The sequence below is a fragment of the Vibrio sp. 10N.286.51.E5 genome (assembly GCF_041469125.1).
In the GTDB taxonomy this organism is placed as follows: Bacteria; Pseudomonadota; Gammaproteobacteria; order Enterobacterales; family Vibrionaceae; genus Vibrio; species Vibrio crassostreae_C.
Map to the genome: position 1 here is coordinate 1 of NZ_JBFRJZ010000025.1, position 17072 is coordinate 17072.

Genomic DNA, 17072 nt, shown 5'->3' on the forward strand with positions numbered 1-17072 from the left:
GGTGTTGTAGCTAAAATCTTTGCATAAGATTTGACGAACCACTAGTAAAAAGGGCATCATTTGATGCCCTTTTTCTGCGCTAAAAAAAGAGTTGGATGTTTTGACATCGATTTTTGCTCTTAGCAAAGAATTAAACGGTCTTTTTGACTAAAATGACTGTTAGATGTGTTGTTTTGCAACGCAAAGGAATGTGCCCTGCAACAGCGGGGTTATTGTCGTCTATATTTAAGACTTATCACAGGTTGGTTTTATGAAAGCAAACGCTGAAACTCCTGATAGCTCAGGTGCAGCAGATACAATGAAGTGGATTGTCGCTTTTGTTCTGTTGGCTGCTGCTGTTGTGGGTAATTACCTGTATGGTGAATTGTCTGTTGTAATTCGCGCTGCAGGTGTAGTTGTGCTGATTGCTGCCGCACTAGGCGTTGCAGCAACAACAACTAAAGGTAAAGCTGCGATCGATTTTGCAAAAGAATCTCGTATGGAGATTCGTAAAGTTGTTTGGCCTACTCGCCAAGAAACTATGCAAACTACATTGATCGTTTTAGCTGTATGTATTGTTATGTCTCTAGTGCTTTGGGGAATTGACGGCATTATGGTCCGTCTAGTTTCTCTAGCAACTGGGGTGTAGAGGGTTCTGATTCATGAGTGAAGCTCCAAAAAAACGTTGGTATGTAGTTCAAGCCTTTTCTGGCTTTGAAGGTCGTGTTGCACAGTCGCTACGCGAGCATATTAAAATGCACAACATGGAAGAACTATTTGGCGATGTGCTAGTACCTACTGAAGAAGTAGTGGAAATGCGTGCAGGCCAACGCCGTAAAAGTGAACGTAAATTCTTCCCTGGCTACGTATTAGTTCAAATGATCATGAATGATGAATCATGGCACTTAGTACGCAGCATTCCGCGTGTTATGGGCTTCATTGGTGGTACCTCTGATCGTCCTGCACCAATCACTGATAAAGAAGCTGATGCTATCTTGAACCGTCTAGAGAAAGCGAGCGAGTCTCCACGTCCTAAGACAATGTTCGAAGCGGGTGAAGTGGTTCGTGTGAACGATGGTCCATTTGCTGACTTCAACGGTACTGTTGAAGAAGTAGATTACGAGAAAAGCCGCATTAAGGTATCTGTATCGATCTTTGGTCGTGCAACACCGGTTGAGCTTGAATTTGGTCAGGTTGAAAAACTGGACTAAAACTCTAAGTTTTGAACAAGCTGTGGATAAATACTTCATAAGTTGTTCAAAATAAAAGAGTATAAAAAATCACCTTTTTAGGGTTGTTAAAGGCGCGAATTATGATTATAATTTCGCGCCTTTTTGCTTCTGTGGAAGTGAAAAAGAGTTAATTGAATTTATGGGGAGCTCGCCTTGCGGCTAGCGCATGTACCCAAAATATTAGGAAATATCATGGCTAAGAAAGTTGAAGCTTATATCAAACTGCAAGTTGCAGCTGGTATGGCAAACCCAAGTCCACCGGTTGGTCCTGCTCTAGGTCAACACGGCGTGAACATCATGGAATTCTGTAAAGCGTTCAACGCAAAAACAGAATCTGTTGAGAAAGGTCTACCTACTCCAGTAGTTATTACTGTTTACAACGACCGTTCTTTCACGTTCGTAACTAAGACTCCACCTGCTGCTGTTCTTCTTAAGAAAGCTGCTGGCGTTAAGTCTGGTTCAGGTCGTCCAAACACTGAGAAAGTTGGTACTGTTACTGACGCTCAAGTTCAGGAAATCGCAGAAACTAAAGCTGCTGATATGACTGGTGCTGACATCGAAGCAATGAAACGTTCTATTGCTGGTACTGCTCGTTCAATGGGCCTAGTGGTAGAGGGATAAGATCATGGCTAAACTTACTAAGCGTATGCGCGTAATCCGCGACAAAGTTGACTCAACTAAAGAATACGAAATCAGCGAAGCTGTTGCTCTTCTTAAAGAACTAGCGACTGCTAAATTCGTTGAGTCTGTAGATGTTGCTGTTAACCTAGGCATCGATGCTCGTAAATCTGACCAAAACGTTCGTGGCGCAACAGTGCTACCTCACGGTACTGGCCGTGACATCCGCGTTGCTGTTTTCACTCAAGGTGCAAACGCAGAAGCTGCTAAAGCTGCTGGCGCAGATATCGTTGGTATGGAAGATCTTGCTGAGCAAGTGAAAAAAGGCGAAATGAACTTCGACGTAGTTGTTGCTTCTCCAGATGCAATGCGTGTTGTTGGTCAACTAGGTACAATCCTAGGTCCACGCGGCCTTATGCCAAACCCTAAAGTTGGTACTGTAACTCCTAACGTTGCTGAAGCGGTTAAGAACGCTAAAGCTGGTCAGGTTCGTTACCGTAACGACAAGAACGGCATCATCCACACTACTATCGGTAAAGCATCTTTCGAAGCTAACCAGCTTCAAGAGAACCTAGAAGCACTTCTAGTTGCTCTTAAGAAAGCTAAGCCTTCTTCAGCTAAGGGTTCTTACCTGAAGAAAGTAAGCATCTCTACTACGATGGGTGCTGGTGTTGCTGTTGATCAAGCTAGTCTTGATACTCAAGCAAACTAATTTGCTTAGGCGCAGATTTAGTGTATACTTCTGCGCCTAATATTTGTGGTTGGGTGGTTTTAAAGCAATTTGAAATCATCTATCCCAAGACCGTAGGCGCTGTCGATTTTCATTAGATTATTGATAGCTTAATAAAACCTACGTAGGCGATGTTGTGGTTTGAAGTGGATTTATTCATTTTTAAATAACATCGTAAACGCTCAATACATTTTGTATTGGGTGCTGTAATCACAACCAGAGGTTAATCCAAATGGCTTTAAATCTTCAAGACAAAAAAGCAATTGTTGCTGAAGTCAACGAAGCTGCCAGTGGTGCACTTTCTGCAGTTGTAGCTGATTCTCGTGGCGTTGAAGTTGGCGCAATGACTTCTCTACGTAAACAAGCTCGCGAAGCGGGTGTTTACATGAAAGTTGTTCGTAACACACTAGCACGCCGTGCGGTTCAGGGTACAGACTACGAGTGTCTAGTAGACACTTTCACTGGTCCAACTCTGATCGCGTTCTCTAACGAGCACCCAGGTGCTGCAGCGCGTCTTTTCAAAGACTTCGCTAAAGAGAACAAAGATTTCGAGATCAAAGCTGCTGCATTTGAAGGCGCAGTTACTGATGCTGAAGTACTAGCGACACTACCAACTTACGACGAAGCTATCGCACGCCTAATGATGTGCATGAAAGAAGCTTCTGCTGGCAAGCTGGTTCGTACTATCGCTGCACTACGTGACCAAAAAGAAGAAGCAGCGGCTTAAGCCTTGCTTTTCACTGGTTGCAAATTAAACTTATTGTTGACTTAAAAGAGAATTGTTATGTCTATTACTAACGAGCAAATCCTAGACGCAGTTGCAGAAATGTCTGTAATGCAAGTTGTTGAGCTTATCGAAGCTATGGAAGAGAAATTCGGCGTTTCAGCTGCAGCTGCAGTTGTAGCTGGTGGCGCAGCTGGCGGCGACGCTGCTGCTGAGCAAACTGAATTCGACGTTATCCTAACTGCTGCTGGCGCTAACAAAGTACAAGTTATCAAAGCTGTACGTGGCGCAACTGGCCTAGGTCTTAAAGAAGCTAAAGGTCTTGTAGACTCAGCTCCTGCAGCGCTTAAAGAAGGCGTTGACAAAGCTGAAGCTGAAGCTCTTAAAGCACAGCTAGAAGAAGCTGGCGCTTCTGTTGAAATCAAGTAATTATTACTTAATTTCATAGCCGCAAGGCTAATGGCTGGTGGTTTATTAACCACCGGCCTTTTTGCGCTGTAGGGCTATGACGAAATTTCCGCTGTTTAACCGTCATAATCCGAGCAAAAAAACAGTCATTTTTTCGAAATGATTGTTCACTACCACTAAACAGCTGTTTGTCACCACCCCCTCTGAAGAGTGTTTTGGGTGGTTTGGGTCACTTATCAGCGAGCTGAGGAACCCCATGGTTTACTCTTATACCGAGAAAAAGCGCATCCGTAAGGATTTTGGTACTCGTCCACAAGTTTTGGACATTCCATACCTGTTATCGATCCAGCTTGATTCTTTCGACAAATTCATCGAACAGGATCCAGAAGGTCAATACGGTCTTGAAGCTGCTTTCCGTTCTGTATTTCCAATTCAGAGCTACAACGGCAATTCTGAGCTGCAATACGTTAGCTACCGTCTTGGTGAGCCAGTTTTTGACGTTAAAGAATGTCAAATCCGCGGTGTTACTTACTCAAAGCCACTACGCGTAAAACTACGTCTAGTTATCTTTGATCGAGATGCACCAGCAGGTACTGTAAAAGACATTAAAGAACAAGAAGTCTACATGGGCGAAATTCCGCTTATGACAGACAATGGTACTTTCGTAATTAATGGTACCGAGAGGGTTATCGTATCCCAGCTGCACCGAAGCCCAGGCGTGTTCTTCGACAGTGATAAGGGTAAGACCCACTCATCAGGTAAAGTTCTTTATAACGCACGTGTAATTCCTTACCGTGGCTCATGGTTAGACTTTGAGTTCGATCCTAAGGATAACTTATTCGTACGTATCGACCGTCGTCGTAAGCTACCAGCATCGATTATTCTTCGTGCACTTGGTAAATCGACTGAAGAGATCCTAGATCTGTTCTTCGACAAGGTGAACTTCGAAGTTAAAGACCAAACTCTTCTTATGGAGTTGGTTCCTGATCGTCTACGTGGTGAAACTGCGTCATTCGACATCGAAGCAAACGGTAAAACTTACGTTGAGACTGGTCGTCGTGTTACTGCTCGCCATATCCGTCAACTTGAAAAAGATGGCGTTGAGCACATCGAAGTACCAGTAGAGTACATCGTTGGTAAAGTTGCATCTAAAGATTACATCAACGAAGCAACTGGCGAGATCATCGTTGGCGCGAACCAAGAGATTAGCCTAGAAGCTCTTGCTAACCTGTCTCAAGCAGGCCACAAGGCTCTACAAACTCTGTTCACGAATGACCTAGATCACGGTCCATTCATGTCAGACACTCTACGTGCAGATAGCACAGTAGATCGCATCTCTGCATTGGTAGAAATCTACCGCATGATGCGTCCTGGCGAGCCACCAACGAAAGAAGCTGCAGAGTCTCTATTCGAAAGCCTATTCTTCTCTGAAGAACGTTACGACCTATCAACTGTAGGCCGTATGAAGTTCAACAGCTCTATCGAGCGTGAAGAAGAAGAAGAGCGCGGTACTCTGGATGAATCAGACATCATCGAAGTGATGAAGAAACTGATTGGTATCCGTAACGGTATTGGTGAAGTGGACGATATCGACCACCTTGGCAACCGTCGTATCCGTTCTGTAGGTGAAATGGCAGAAAACCAATTCCGTGTTGGTCTAGTTCGTGTAGAACGTGCCGTTAAAGAGCGCCTAAGCCTTGGTGACCTTGATGCAATCATGCCTCAAGATCTTATCAACGCTAAGCCGATCTCTGCTGCAGTTAAAGAATTCTTTGGCTCTTCACAGCTTTCACAGTTCATGGACCAAAACAACCCATTGTCAGAAGTTACGCACAAACGTCGTATCTCTGCTTTAGGTCCTGGTGGTCTTACTCGTGAGCGCGCAGGCTTCGAAGTACGTGACGTTCACGTAACTCACTACGGTCGTCTATGTCCGATCGAAACGCCTGAAGGTCCAAACATCGGTCTAATTAACTCACTATCTGCGTTTGCACGTTGTAACGATTACGGTTTCCTAGAAACTCCGTACCGTCGTGTAGTAGATGGTGTAGTAACAGAAGAAGTTGATTACCTGTCTGCAATCCAGGAAGGTCAATTCGTAATCGCGCAAGCAAACACCATTCTTACTGAAGAAGGTACGTTTGCAGATGAGCTAATCACAGCTCGTCAAAAAGGTGAATCTGGTCTTCACCCACGCGATCACGTTGACTACATGGACGTTGCGACAAACCAAGTAGTATCTATCGCTGCTTCGCTTATCCCGTTCCTAGAACACGATGATGCGAACCGTGCATTGATGGGTGCCAACATGCAACGTCAAGCTGTACCAACACTTAAGGCTGATAAGCCTCTAGTAGGTACTGGTATCGAACGTAACATCGCAGTTGACTCTGGTGTTACAGCGGTTGCTAAACGTGGTGGTCAAGTTCAGTCTGTAGACGCTTCTCGTATCGTAGTTAAGGTTAACGAAGATGAATTGGTACCTGGCGAAGCTGGTATCGATATCTACAACCTAACTAAGTACACGCGTTCGAACCAAAACACATGTATTAACCAACGTCCAACTGTACTTCCTGGTGAACCAGTTGCACGTGGCGATGTTCTTGCTGATGGTCCTTCAACAGACCTTGGTGAACTAGCTCTTGGCCAAAACATGCGTATCGCATTCATGCCTTGGAACGGTTACAACTTCGAAGACTCGATCTTAGTATCTGAGCGCGTAGTTCAAGAAGACCGTTTCACGACAATCCACATCCAAGAACTATCTTGTGTGGCTCGTGATACTAAGCTGGGTTCTGAAGAGATCACAGCTGATATTCCAAACGTAGGTGAGTCTGCTCTGTCTAAACTAGACGAGTCAGGTATCGTTTACATTGGTGCTGAAGTTAAGGGTGGCGACATCCTAGTTGGTAAAGTAACCCCTAAAGGTGAAACTCAACTGACTCCTGAAGAGAAGCTACTACGTGCTATCTTCGGTGAGAAAGCATCTGATGTTAAAGATACTTCTCTACGTGTACCAAACTCTGTTTCGGGTACTATCATCGATGTACAAGTCTTCACTCGCGATGGCGTAGAGAAAGACAAGCGTGCACTTGAAATCGAACAGATGCAGCTTAAAGAAGCTAAGAAAGACCTAACTGAAGAGTTCCAAATTCTTGAGGGTGGTCTTCTTAACCGTGTTAAAGCTGTACTTCTGTCAGGTGGTTACTCTGAAGCTAAGCTTGATACTATCGGTCGTAAGCAATGGCTAGAGCAAGTTCTAGAAGACGATGCGCTACAAACACAGCTTGAGCAACTTGCTGAGCAGTGGGATGAGCTAAAAGCAGACTTCGATAAGAAGTTTGAAACTAAGCGTCGTAAAATCACTCAAGGTGATGATCTAGCGCCTGGCGTTCTTAAGATTGTTAAAGTTTACCTAGCGGTTAAACGTCGTATCCAGCCTGGTGATAAGATGGCCGGTCGTCACGGTAACAAAGGTGTAATCTCTAAGATTAACCCTGTTGAAGACATGCCATACGATGAGAAAGGTCAGCCTGTAGACATCGTACTTAACCCGCTGGGTGTACCATCGCGTATGAACATCGGTCAGATCCTAGAAGTTCACTTAGGTTTGGCTGCGAAAGGTATCGGTGACAAGATCAACCAAATGGTTAAGGAACAACAAGAACTGCATAAGTTCCGTGAGTTCCTACAGAAGGTTTACGATCTTGGTGATACTCGTCAGAAAGTTGATATTGCTGAACTGTCTGATGATCAAGTTCGTACACTGATCAAGAACCTACGTGGCGGTCTACCGATTGCTACTCCTGTGTTCGACGGTGCTTCTGAGTCTCTAATCAAAGAACTACTTAAACTGGGTGATCTGCCAGAATCTGGTCAGCTTAAACTGTTTGATGGTCGTACTGGTGATTCGTTTGAGCGTCCTGTAACTGTTGGTTACATGTACATGCTGAAACTGAACCACTTGGTTGATGACAAGATGCATGCGCGTTCAACTGGTTCTTACAGCCTAGTAACTCAGCAACCACTTGGTGGTAAAGCTCAGTTCGGTGGTCAGCGTTTCGGTGAGATGGAAGTATGGGCACTAGAAGCATACGGTGCTGCATATACTCTACAAGAAATGCTAACAGTTAAGTCAGATGACGTTAACGGCCGTACTAAGATGTATAAGAACATCGTAGACGGTAACCATAGCATGGAACCTGGTATGCCTGAGTCGTTCAACGTACTGTTGAAAGAGATTCGCTCGCTAGGTATCAACATCGAGCTAGAAGACGAAGAGTAATCCCTCCTTCTTTTTAAAAGAAGATAGGATTATTTGGTAAAAGGGAGCTTGCTACAGCAGTGAGCTCCTTTAACTCCTTACAGGAGCTGAATGTGAAAGACTTATTAAACTTTCTAAAAGCACAGCATAAGACCGAAGAATTTGATGCAATCAAAATCGGTCTATCTTCACCAGACATGATCCGTTCATGGTCTTTTGGTGAAGTTAAAAAGCCGGAAACAATTAACTATCGTACGTTCAAACCTGAACGTGATGGTCTGTTCTGTGCACGTATTTTTGGTCCAGTTAAAGACTACGAATGTCTTTGTGGCAAATACAAGCGCCTGAAGCACCGTGGTGTTATCTGTGAGAAGTGTGGCGTTGAAGTTACACAAACTAAAGTTCGTCGTGACCGCATGGGCCACATCGAGCTAGCTTCACCAGTTGCTCACATCTGGTTCCTAAAATCACTGCCGTCTCGTATCGGTCTACTAATGGATATCCCTCTACGTGATATCGAACGTGTTCTTTACTTCGAGATGTACGTAGTAACTGAACCAGGTATGACTGATCTAGAAAAATCTCAGATGCTTACTGAAGAAGAGTATCTGGATCGTCTAGAAGAGTGGGGTGACGAATTTACTGCTAAGATGGGTGCTGAAGCGATCAAAGATCTGCTTGCAACAATGGACCTTCATCAAGAAGTGGAAGAAATGCGCGAAGAGTTAGAAACGACTAACTCAGAAACTAAGCGTAAAAAAGTTACTAAGCGCCTGAAGCTAGTTGAAGCGTTCATTGCATCGGGTAACGATCCGCAATGGATGATTCTGACTGTACTTCCGGTTCTGCCGCCAGATCTACGTCCTCTAGTACCACTAGATGGCGGTCGTTTTGCGACTTCAGATCTGAACGACCTTTACCGTCGTGTGATTAACCGTAACAACCGTTTGAAGCGCCTTCTAGAGCTAGCTGCTCCGGACATCATCGTACGTAACGAAAAGCGTATGCTGCAAGAGTCTGTTGATGCACTTCTAGATAACGGTCGTCGTGGTCGTGCTATCACTGGTTCTAACAAGCGTCCTCTGAAATCTCTTGCTGATATGATCAAGGGTAAACAAGGTCGTTTCCGTCAGAACCTTCTAGGTAAACGTGTAGACTACTCTGGCCGTTCTGTAATCACAGTAGGTCCATACCTTCGTCTACATCAGTGTGGTCTTCCTAAGAAGATGGCACTTGAGCTATTTAAGCCGTTCATCTACAGCAAGCTAGAAACTCGTGGCATGGCTACGACAATCAAAGCTGCTAAGAAGATGGTAGAGCGCGAAGAAGCTATCGTTTGGGATATCCTGGACGAAGTAATCCGCGAACACCCAGTACTGCTTAACCGTGCACCTACACTTCACCGTCTAGGTATCCAAGCGTTTGAACCAGTACTAATCGAAGGTAAAGCGATTCAGCTTCACCCACTAGTGTGTGCGGCATACAACGCCGACTTCGATGGTGACCAAATGGCGGTACACGTGCCTCTAACTCTAGAAGCACAGCTTGAAGCACGTACACTGATGATGTCGACGAATAACATTCTGTCGCCAGCGTCAGGTGATCCGATCATCGTACCTTCTCAGGACGTTGTATTGGGTCTTTACTACATGACACGTGACAAGATCAACGTGAAAGGCGAAGGTATGTACCTTGCTGGCCCTGCTGAGGCTGAAAAGGCATACCGTACTAAGACTGCTGAGCTACACGCTCGCGTTAAAGTACGTATCACCGAAACTGTAGTAGACGAAGATGGTAACAGCACTACTGAAACGAAGATGGTTGATACAACTGTCGGCCGTGCAATGCTATGGCAAATCGTTCCAGCTGGCCTACCGTACAGCATCGTTAACCAAAAGTTAGGTAAGAAGCAGATCTCTACTCTTCTTAACGAGTGTTACCGTAAGCTTGGTCTAAAAGATACAGTAGTATTTGCTGACCAAATCATGTACGCAGGTTTTGCATACGCTGCACTTTCTGGTGTTTCTGTAGGTATCGACGATATGGTTGTACCTCAAGCGAAATACGATGAAATTGAATCTGCTGAAGAAGAAGTTCGCGAAATCCAAGAGCAATTCCAATCTGGTCTTGTTACTGCGGGTGAGCGTTACAACAAAGTTATCGATATCTGGGCATCTACGAATGACCGCGTTGCGAAAGCAATGATGGATAACCTATCTTCTGAAACAGTTATCAACCGTGACGGCGAAGAAGAACAGCAAGAATCGTTCAACAGCATCTACATGATGGCCGACTCGGGCGCACGTGGTTCTGCAGCTCAGATTCGTCAGCTAGCAGGTATGCGTGGTCTGATGGCGCGTCCAGATGGTTCAATCATCGAAACGCCGATCACAGCGAACTTTAAAGAAGGTCTAAACGTCCTTCAGTACTTTATCTCAACGCACGGTGCTCGTAAGGGTCTTGCGGATACAGCACTGAAAACAGCAAACTCGGGTTACCTAACTCGTCGTCTAGTAGACGTTGCTCAAGACGTTGTAGTACACGAACATGACTGTGGCACGCATGAAGGTATCGACATGATGCCTCACATCGAAGGTGGTGACGTTAAAGTTGCACTTTCTGAGCTTGCTCTAGGTCGTGTAGTAGCTGAAGACGTTCTTAAGCCTGGTACTGAAGATGTACTGATTCCACGTAATACTCTGATTGATGAGAAGTGGTGTCAAATCATGGAAGACAACTCAGTAGATAGCATGAAAGTGCGCTCTGTTGTTACCTGTGATGCAGACTTCGGTTGTTGTGCACAGTGTTACGGTCGTGACCTAGCACGTGGTCACCTAGTGAACCAAGGTGAAGCAGTTGGTGTTATCGCTGCACAATCTATCGGTGAACCGGGTACACAGCTAACGATGCGTACGTTCCACATCGGTGGTGCGGCATCTACTGCAGCAGCAGAGAACAGCATCCAAGCTAAGACAACTGGTACTGTGAAACTTCACAATGCTAAGTTCGTAGTTAACAAAGATAAGAAACTGGTTATCACTTCTCGTGCATCTGAGATGACGATTATTGATGAATTCGGCCGTACTAAAGAGAAGCACAAACTTCCTTACGGTTCGATGCTAACCAAAGGCGACAACGCAGCAGTTACTGCTGGTGAAGTTGTAGCTAACTGGGAAGCGCATACCATGCCAATCATCACTGAAGTGGCAGGTCGTATCCAATTCGTAGATATGATCGATGGTATTACAGTTTCTCGTCAAACTGACGATCTAACGGGTCTTTCTTCAAGTGAAGTTACAGACGCAGCAGCTCGCCCAGCAGCAGGTAAAGATATGCGTCCAGCTATCAAACTTGTTGATGAGCAAGGTAACGACGTAATGATCCCTGGTACTGATATGCCAGCTCACTACTTCCTACCTGGCAAAGCGATTGTAAACATCGAAGATGGCGCTGAAGTTGGCATCGGTGACACACTATCTCGTATCCCTCAAAAATCGAGCGGAAACAAAGATATCACCGGTGGTCTACCACGCGTAGCTGACCTATTCGAAGCTCGTAAGCCTAAAGAGCCTGCGATCCTTGCTGAGCACACAGGTACTGTGTCTTTCGGTAAAGAAACGAAAGGTAAGCGTCGTCTAGTAATCACTCGTGAAGGCGGTGACGCTTACGAAGAGATGATTCCTAAGCATCGTCAATTGAACGTGTTCGAAGGTGAGAAGATTGAACGTGGTGATGTAATCGCCGACGGTCCTGAAACTCCACACGATATCCTGCGTCTACGTGGTATCCACGCAGTAACTCAGTACATCGCGAACGAAGTTCAAGAAGTTTACCGCTTACAAGGCGTAAAGATTAACGATAAGCACATCGAGACTATCGTTCGTCAAATGCTACGTAAGTGTACAATCACTCATTCTGGTGACTCTCCGTTCCTACCTGGCGAACAAGTTGAGTACCACAATGTTAAGATTGCTAACCGTAAGCTAGAAGCTGAAGGTAAAGAACTAGTACGTTTCGAACGTGATCTACTAGGTATTACTAAAGCATCTCTTGCAACTGAGTCATTCATCTCAGCTGCATCGTTCCAAGAAACGACTCGCGTACTAACAGAAGCTGCGGTTTCTGGTAAGCGTGATGACCTTCGCGGTCTGAAAGAGAACGTAATTGTTGGTCGTCTGATCCCAGCTGGTACTGGTTTCGCATACCACCAAGAGCGTCAAAAACAACGTGAAGAAGAGCAAGAAGGTCCTTCAGCTGAACAAGCTACTGACAATCTAGCAGCACTTCTAAACGCTGGTTTCTCTTCAGAAGAGTAAGCTCTACGAGTAGTCTCTAAGAGATAAGAAAAAGGCACCTTCGGGTGCCTTTTTTGTATCTGGCGTATTGGTATTTAGCTATGACTTATAAAGTGATAGGTGTGCTTATCTAGCTGGTGAGGTTGGATTTATGTCCTGAAGAGTGCTCTTTGAGGCCAGTAAGATAAAGGGTAGAGATGACTAGGCTGATTAGGGCTGTAACCATATGCTTATGGCTAAAGGTCAGGGCGAGCGAGTAAGCTCTGTCTGAAAGGTTCTGGGTAGTTTGGATAACCTTACAGACAAAACAAAAAGCTTGCACAGAGGCAAGCTTATTAAGGATTCGGCTAACTAAGCGCCTGGTGGAATAGCTAAACTGTCTGCAATAAGCTGGATAAGATTATCTTCTACTTCAAAACGTAGTTCGAGTAGTTCACCTACTTTGGACATATCTCCTTCGAAGTTAGGCAACTCATCGTCTGCATTTACTTTAACGTACTTATCATTGAATTCTAGAAGCGGCTCGGTTGTAAGTACGATCTTCGCGTAAGTTGTATCAATCTCGTCATTGGTTTTAAAGCCTGTTGCTTGCCATTTTTTCATGACCATATCGTAGATCTTAAAATGACCCTCTGAGATATAATCGACAACATGATCACAGAATGAGCTTATTTCTTTAGGGGAAGGGAGTTCAACAACGTTTGATTGCCCGTTGCTAGCTGGCTGCAAGGCACCTAGCTTACAATACTCAACGATTAGAGACTGTCGAGTTTCGAGCCAATGATCGATGACCTCATTAGAGCCACCCCATTGTTCTTGTATTTGTTTGAATTTATTTAGCATGACCATGTCCTCATGATCTGATCACAACCTTGTGATCAAGTAATTGCCTAAGCAGGGTCCGTTTTATTGGTAGCTACTAAAAGTAATAGCTTGAAATATTCTCTGCTACAACTCTAGTATGAAATTAGATTGCCAGTAAAATGAACGAACTGCAAGCAATGAGGCATAGGGATGTTAAAAAAAAGTGATAACAAAATGACAGAGCAAGCTTATTGGTGCGTCGTTTCTGGTAGTGATATTTGGGTTAATAATGATCAGTTTCCGTTTGGCTCTGCTGAAGAGCTTGGGCTGAGTGTGGAGCATGCAATCTGTATTGGTCAGCATCAAGGTCGCAAGGTGTATTGGCTCAACGATTGTGATGTGGAGAATGAGCTGAGCATGGTCAGCCTAAGAGAGTTACTGCACTGGCCTGAAGTGAGTTTCTTGACTGCAAGCAAAGCCATCCAATATGGGCATATGACTCAAAGTATGCGTTTTTGCCCTCAGTGTGGTGGTCGAAATCATCTCAACCATAACCAGGTGGCGATGCAGTGTGGAGATTGCCGCACACTTCATTATCCTCGTATCTTCCCGTGCATCATTGTCGCTGTACGAAACGACAACAAGATATTGCTTGCGCAGCACCCAAGACATAAGACAGGTATGTATACCGTGATAGCGGGCTTCCTAGAGGTCGGAGAGACCTTAGAGCAGTGTGTGGCAAGAGAAGTCAAAGAAGAAACGGGTATCGATGTCGATAATATTCGTTATTTTGGCAGCCAGCCATGGGCGTTTCCATCGAGTATGATGATGGGCTTTCTCGCAGATTATGCTGGTGGTACGCTCAAGCCTGACTACAGCGAGCTATCGGATGCTCAATGGTTTGACGTAACAAGCCTGCCTGATGTTGCTCCTGTTGGAACCATTGCGAGACAGTTGATTGAGAAAACCGTTGATGACGTGATGAAAGATGGTGTGACTGAGCAGATACTAGAGCACTAATTTGCCTGTGATAGTATTTGGCCTATGGGTGATCAAAAGCTAAAAAAAACCCTCCACAAGTGGAGGGGGTAAGTAAGATGTCGTTATGAGATGCTGAGTAGTGACTACTCAGATGTTATAATTGTAATTTTCGCTAGCGAACAAATTTTTAACATGCTCCCGTAATTGGGTGCAAATTAAGCATTGATTTAAAAGTTAATAACTTGATCTAGGTTGCAAAGCACAAAGCTTTTACCCTTCAATCAGTGTTAGAATACTTGCCATCAAAACTAGACAAGATTGAATTGGAATTTAACGGAATGACCGAATTAAAAAACGATCGCTATTTACGCGCACTTTTAAAACAGCCTGTTGATTACACACCGGTATGGATGATGCGCCAAGCTGGCCGCTATCTTCCTGAATACAAAGCAACGCGCGCTGAAGCGGGCGATTTCATGTCTTTGTGCAAAAACGCGGAACTGGCATCAGAAGTAACACTTCAACCTTTACGTCGTTTCCCGCTTGATGCGGCAATCTTGTTCTCAGACATCCTAACTATCCCTGATGCAATGGGCTTAGGTTTGTACTTTGAAACAGGTGAAGGTCCTAAGTTTGAGCGTCCTATCACGTGTAAAGCTGACGTAGAGAAGATTGGCCTACCTGATCCAGAAGGCGAGCTTCAATACGTAATGAATGCCGTTCGTCAGATCCGTAAAGACCTGAAAGGCGAAGTGCCACTGATTGGTTTCTCTGGTAGCCCATGGACTCTAGCGACATACATGGTTGAAGGTGGAAGCTCTAAAGCATTCACTAAGATCAAGAAGATGATGTACGCAGAACCACAAACGCTGCACCTGCTTCTAGACAAGCTGGCTGACAGTGTTATCGAATACTTGAACGCGCAAATTAAAGCGGGTGCTCAATCGGTAATGGTATTTGATACATGGGGTGGTGTACTGACTCCTCGTGACTACAACCTATTCTCACTGCAATACATGCACAAAATCGTTGATGGCCTAATCCGTGAAAACGAAGGTCGTCGAGTACCGGTTACTCTGTTCACTAAGAACGGTGGCATGTGGCTTGAGTCTATCGCAGCAACAGGTTGTGATGCGGTTGGTCTAGACTGGACAATCAACATCGCAGATGCAAAAGCTCGCATCGGCGACAAAGTTGCTCTGCAAGGTAACATGGATCCTTCAATGCTTTACGCTCAGCCTGAACGTATTCGCGAAGAAGTGGGCAGCATCCTTGAAGGCTTCGGCGACGGTGGTACAGGTCATGTATTTAACCTAGGCCACGGTATCCACTTAGATGTACCGCCAGAGAACGCTGGTGTATTCGTTGACGCTGTTCACGAATTGTCTAAGCCTTACCACAAGTAATTCTGAGTAAGATTATTGAAAGCGCTGTTGGGAAACCAACAGCGCTTTTTTATTGCCTGAAATTGGCATTTGATGGCGGTTTAATCTTGTTGTGTGCAGTTAATTAGGTATTTGGATCATGGTAGGCCAAATGCTCAGAGATGTGTTTCCTGATATAAGGAGTGACTTCACTTTCAAACCAAGGGTTCTTCTTGAGCCAGATATTATTGCGTGGCGAAGGGTGGGGTAATGGCAAAAACTCAGGCGCCCACCTTTGCCAATCACGCACGGTTTCGGTCAATGTGCTGGTGGTCTTGTTTGTTAGGTAATGGTTTTGTGCGTACTGGCCAATCAGCAGTGTCATTTGAATATTGGGTAGAGATTGCAGCACTTTGTTATGCCAAAGCTCCGCGCACTCTTTGCGTGGTGGAAGATCACCACTTTTCCCTTTCCCCGGATAACAAAACCCCATAGGCACAATCGCGACTTTTTGCTCGTCGTAAAAAGTATCGCTATCTATCCCTAACCATCCTCTTAATCGTTCGCCACTCGCGTCATTCCAAGGGATGGACGACTCATGCACCTTGATACCCGGCGCTTGACCTATGATCAGCAAGCGCGCGTTTGGATGCGCTTGAATCACCGGGTTAGCACCGTGTGATAGGTGAGGCTCACAAGCTCGGCATTGTCGAATCTCTTTAAGTAACGAAGAGGACATCAGTAACCTTTATCAAAATCGATGACATGATTAAGTGTAAAGCCATCTCGCCACTGTTTGTAATTCTCTGCGAAGATCTCGACTACTTGTCTTGGCTCACTGAGTGCAGCGATGTGTGGAGTGATGGTGACTTGCGGTAGTTTCCAGAAAGGATGTTCCTGAGAGAGGGGTTCACTTTCAAACACATCTAAAAATGCGTGTTCTACCCATCTGTTTTTTATGGCGAGCAACAAGGCTTTATTGTCGATGCTTTCCCCTCGACCGACATTAAACAGCAACACATTAGAGCAGTAACCTAACGTGGTTTGGTTCAACAGCTGATAGGTTTCAGCGGTTGATGGCAAGGTGTTGACCACAATATCGGCCTGCTTAAGGGCAGCCTCTATCTCATTGATGTGGAAAGTCTCTTTAAAGGTTTCTTGTTTGGATGGGATGCCGGTACGGTTGACACCTATGGTATGAATACCAAAAGCCGCCGCGGTTTTTGCCAAATGACTGCCGATTGAACCTGTTCCTAAAATCACCATAGTTTTGTCAGTTAGGCTAGTATAAAGCTGTGGCTGCCAGTTTCGTTGTTGTTGATGCTGGTGGTAATGAGGGAAGTGTCTACAGTGACTGATTGTGTAACCCAATACGTATTCTGCGATAGCCGGACCAAAGATGCCTTTGACGTTGGTTAGCGTATAGTCCTGACGCAGATCTGGCTGAGTGAGTTTATTGATTCCGGCATAGGTACTCTGTACCCAGTCTAGCTCTTTAAACTCGCCGAGGCGCTCTGCGATTAGAGGTGGTGACGCCAAGACAATCTGTGCTGATTTGGGGTTTTGAGTGATTTCTAGGTCGGGTAAATCCTGGTTTAGAATCAGTTGCGTATAGGTATCGTCATGCTCAGTAAGAATATAGAGCTTATTCGTAAAATTGTTCATCGGCTTAC

At 45.0% G+C, this 17072-nt stretch carries 13 protein-coding genes; 10 read left to right on the forward strand and 3 right to left on the reverse strand.

The window, feature by feature from the left end:
- Positions 1-250: 250 nt before the first annotated feature.
- The 8 genes from secE to rpoC all read left to right on the forward strand — a co-directional run bounded on the left by secE (position 251) and on the right by rpoC (position 12271).
- Positions 251-628, forward strand: a complete 378-nt coding sequence (secE, locus tag AB4161_RS09070) for a preprotein translocase subunit SecE (RefSeq protein WP_010435558.1) — start codon at positions 251-253, stop codon at positions 626-628.
- Between the two features lie 13 nt (positions 629-641).
- Positions 642-1190, forward strand: a complete 549-nt coding sequence (gene nusG, locus AB4161_RS09075; RefSeq protein WP_010435556.1) for a transcription termination/antitermination protein NusG — start codon at positions 642-644, stop codon at positions 1188-1190.
- A 213-nt stretch (positions 1191-1403) separates the two neighbouring features.
- Positions 1404-1832, forward strand: coding sequence for a 50S ribosomal protein L11 (gene rplK, locus AB4161_RS09080; RefSeq protein ID WP_010435555.1), 429 nt, complete (start codon positions 1404-1406; stop codon positions 1830-1832).
- Between the two features lie 4 nt (positions 1833-1836).
- The gene (gene rplA / locus AB4161_RS09085; RefSeq protein WP_017063651.1) at positions 1837-2541 is read left to right on the forward strand and encodes a 50S ribosomal protein L1; all 705 of its coding nucleotides are present in this window, start codon (positions 1837-1839) and stop codon (positions 2539-2541) included.
- Between the two features lie 250 nt (positions 2542-2791).
- Entirely contained in the window at positions 2792-3286 is a 495-nt protein-coding gene (gene rplJ, locus AB4161_RS09090) for a 50S ribosomal protein L10 (protein ID WP_017060524.1), read from the forward strand.
- A gap of 57 nt (positions 3287-3343) precedes the next feature.
- Positions 3344-3712: a 50S ribosomal protein L7/L12 gene (gene rplL / locus AB4161_RS09095; protein WP_017060525.1), complete on the forward strand. Its 369-nt coding sequence runs from the start codon at positions 3344-3346 to the stop codon at positions 3710-3712.
- 235 nt (positions 3713-3947) lie between these two features.
- Complete coding sequence (gene rpoB, locus AB4161_RS09100; protein WP_017060526.1) at positions 3948-7976, forward strand: DNA-directed RNA polymerase subunit beta; 4029 nt, start codon at positions 3948-3950, stop codon at positions 7974-7976.
- A 92-nt stretch (positions 7977-8068) separates the two neighbouring features.
- Positions 8069-12271 (forward strand): DNA-directed RNA polymerase subunit beta', encoded by a 4203-nt coding sequence (rpoC, locus tag AB4161_RS09105; protein ID WP_017060527.1) that lies wholly within the window; start codon positions 8069-8071, stop codon positions 12269-12271.
- Between the two features lie 330 nt (positions 12272-12601).
- Here rpoC and AB4161_RS09110 read toward each other — a convergent pair whose 3' ends face one another.
- Complete coding sequence (locus AB4161_RS09110) at positions 12602-13099, reverse strand: Rsd/AlgQ family anti-sigma factor (RefSeq protein WP_032546263.1); 498 nt, start codon at positions 13097-13099, stop codon at positions 12602-12604.
- A gap of 165 nt (positions 13100-13264) precedes the next feature.
- Between AB4161_RS09110 and nudC the strand changes: the two genes are divergently transcribed.
- Together nudC and hemE are read left to right on the forward strand one after the other, a co-directional pair.
- A complete protein-coding gene (nudC, locus tag AB4161_RS09115) occupies positions 13265-14074 on the forward strand; it encodes an NAD(+) diphosphatase (protein WP_017060529.1) in 810 nt (269 codons plus the stop codon).
- 299 nt (positions 14075-14373) lie between these two features.
- Positions 14374-15441, forward strand: coding sequence for a uroporphyrinogen decarboxylase (gene hemE, locus AB4161_RS09120; RefSeq protein WP_017060530.1), 1068 nt, complete (start codon positions 14374-14376; stop codon positions 15439-15441).
- 103 nt (positions 15442-15544) lie between these two features.
- On the opposite strand, the gene AB4161_RS09125 is transcribed toward hemE, so the two are convergent.
- Entirely contained in the window at positions 15545-16138 is a 594-nt protein-coding gene (locus AB4161_RS09125) for a uracil-DNA glycosylase family protein (protein WP_137001876.1), read from the reverse strand.
- Entirely contained in the window at positions 16138-17064 is a 927-nt protein-coding gene (locus tag AB4161_RS09130) for a D-2-hydroxyacid dehydrogenase (RefSeq protein WP_017063654.1), read from the reverse strand. The genes AB4161_RS09125 and AB4161_RS09130 overlap by 1 nt, the downstream gene beginning before the upstream one ends.
- Positions 17065-17072: the final 8 nt, after the last annotated feature.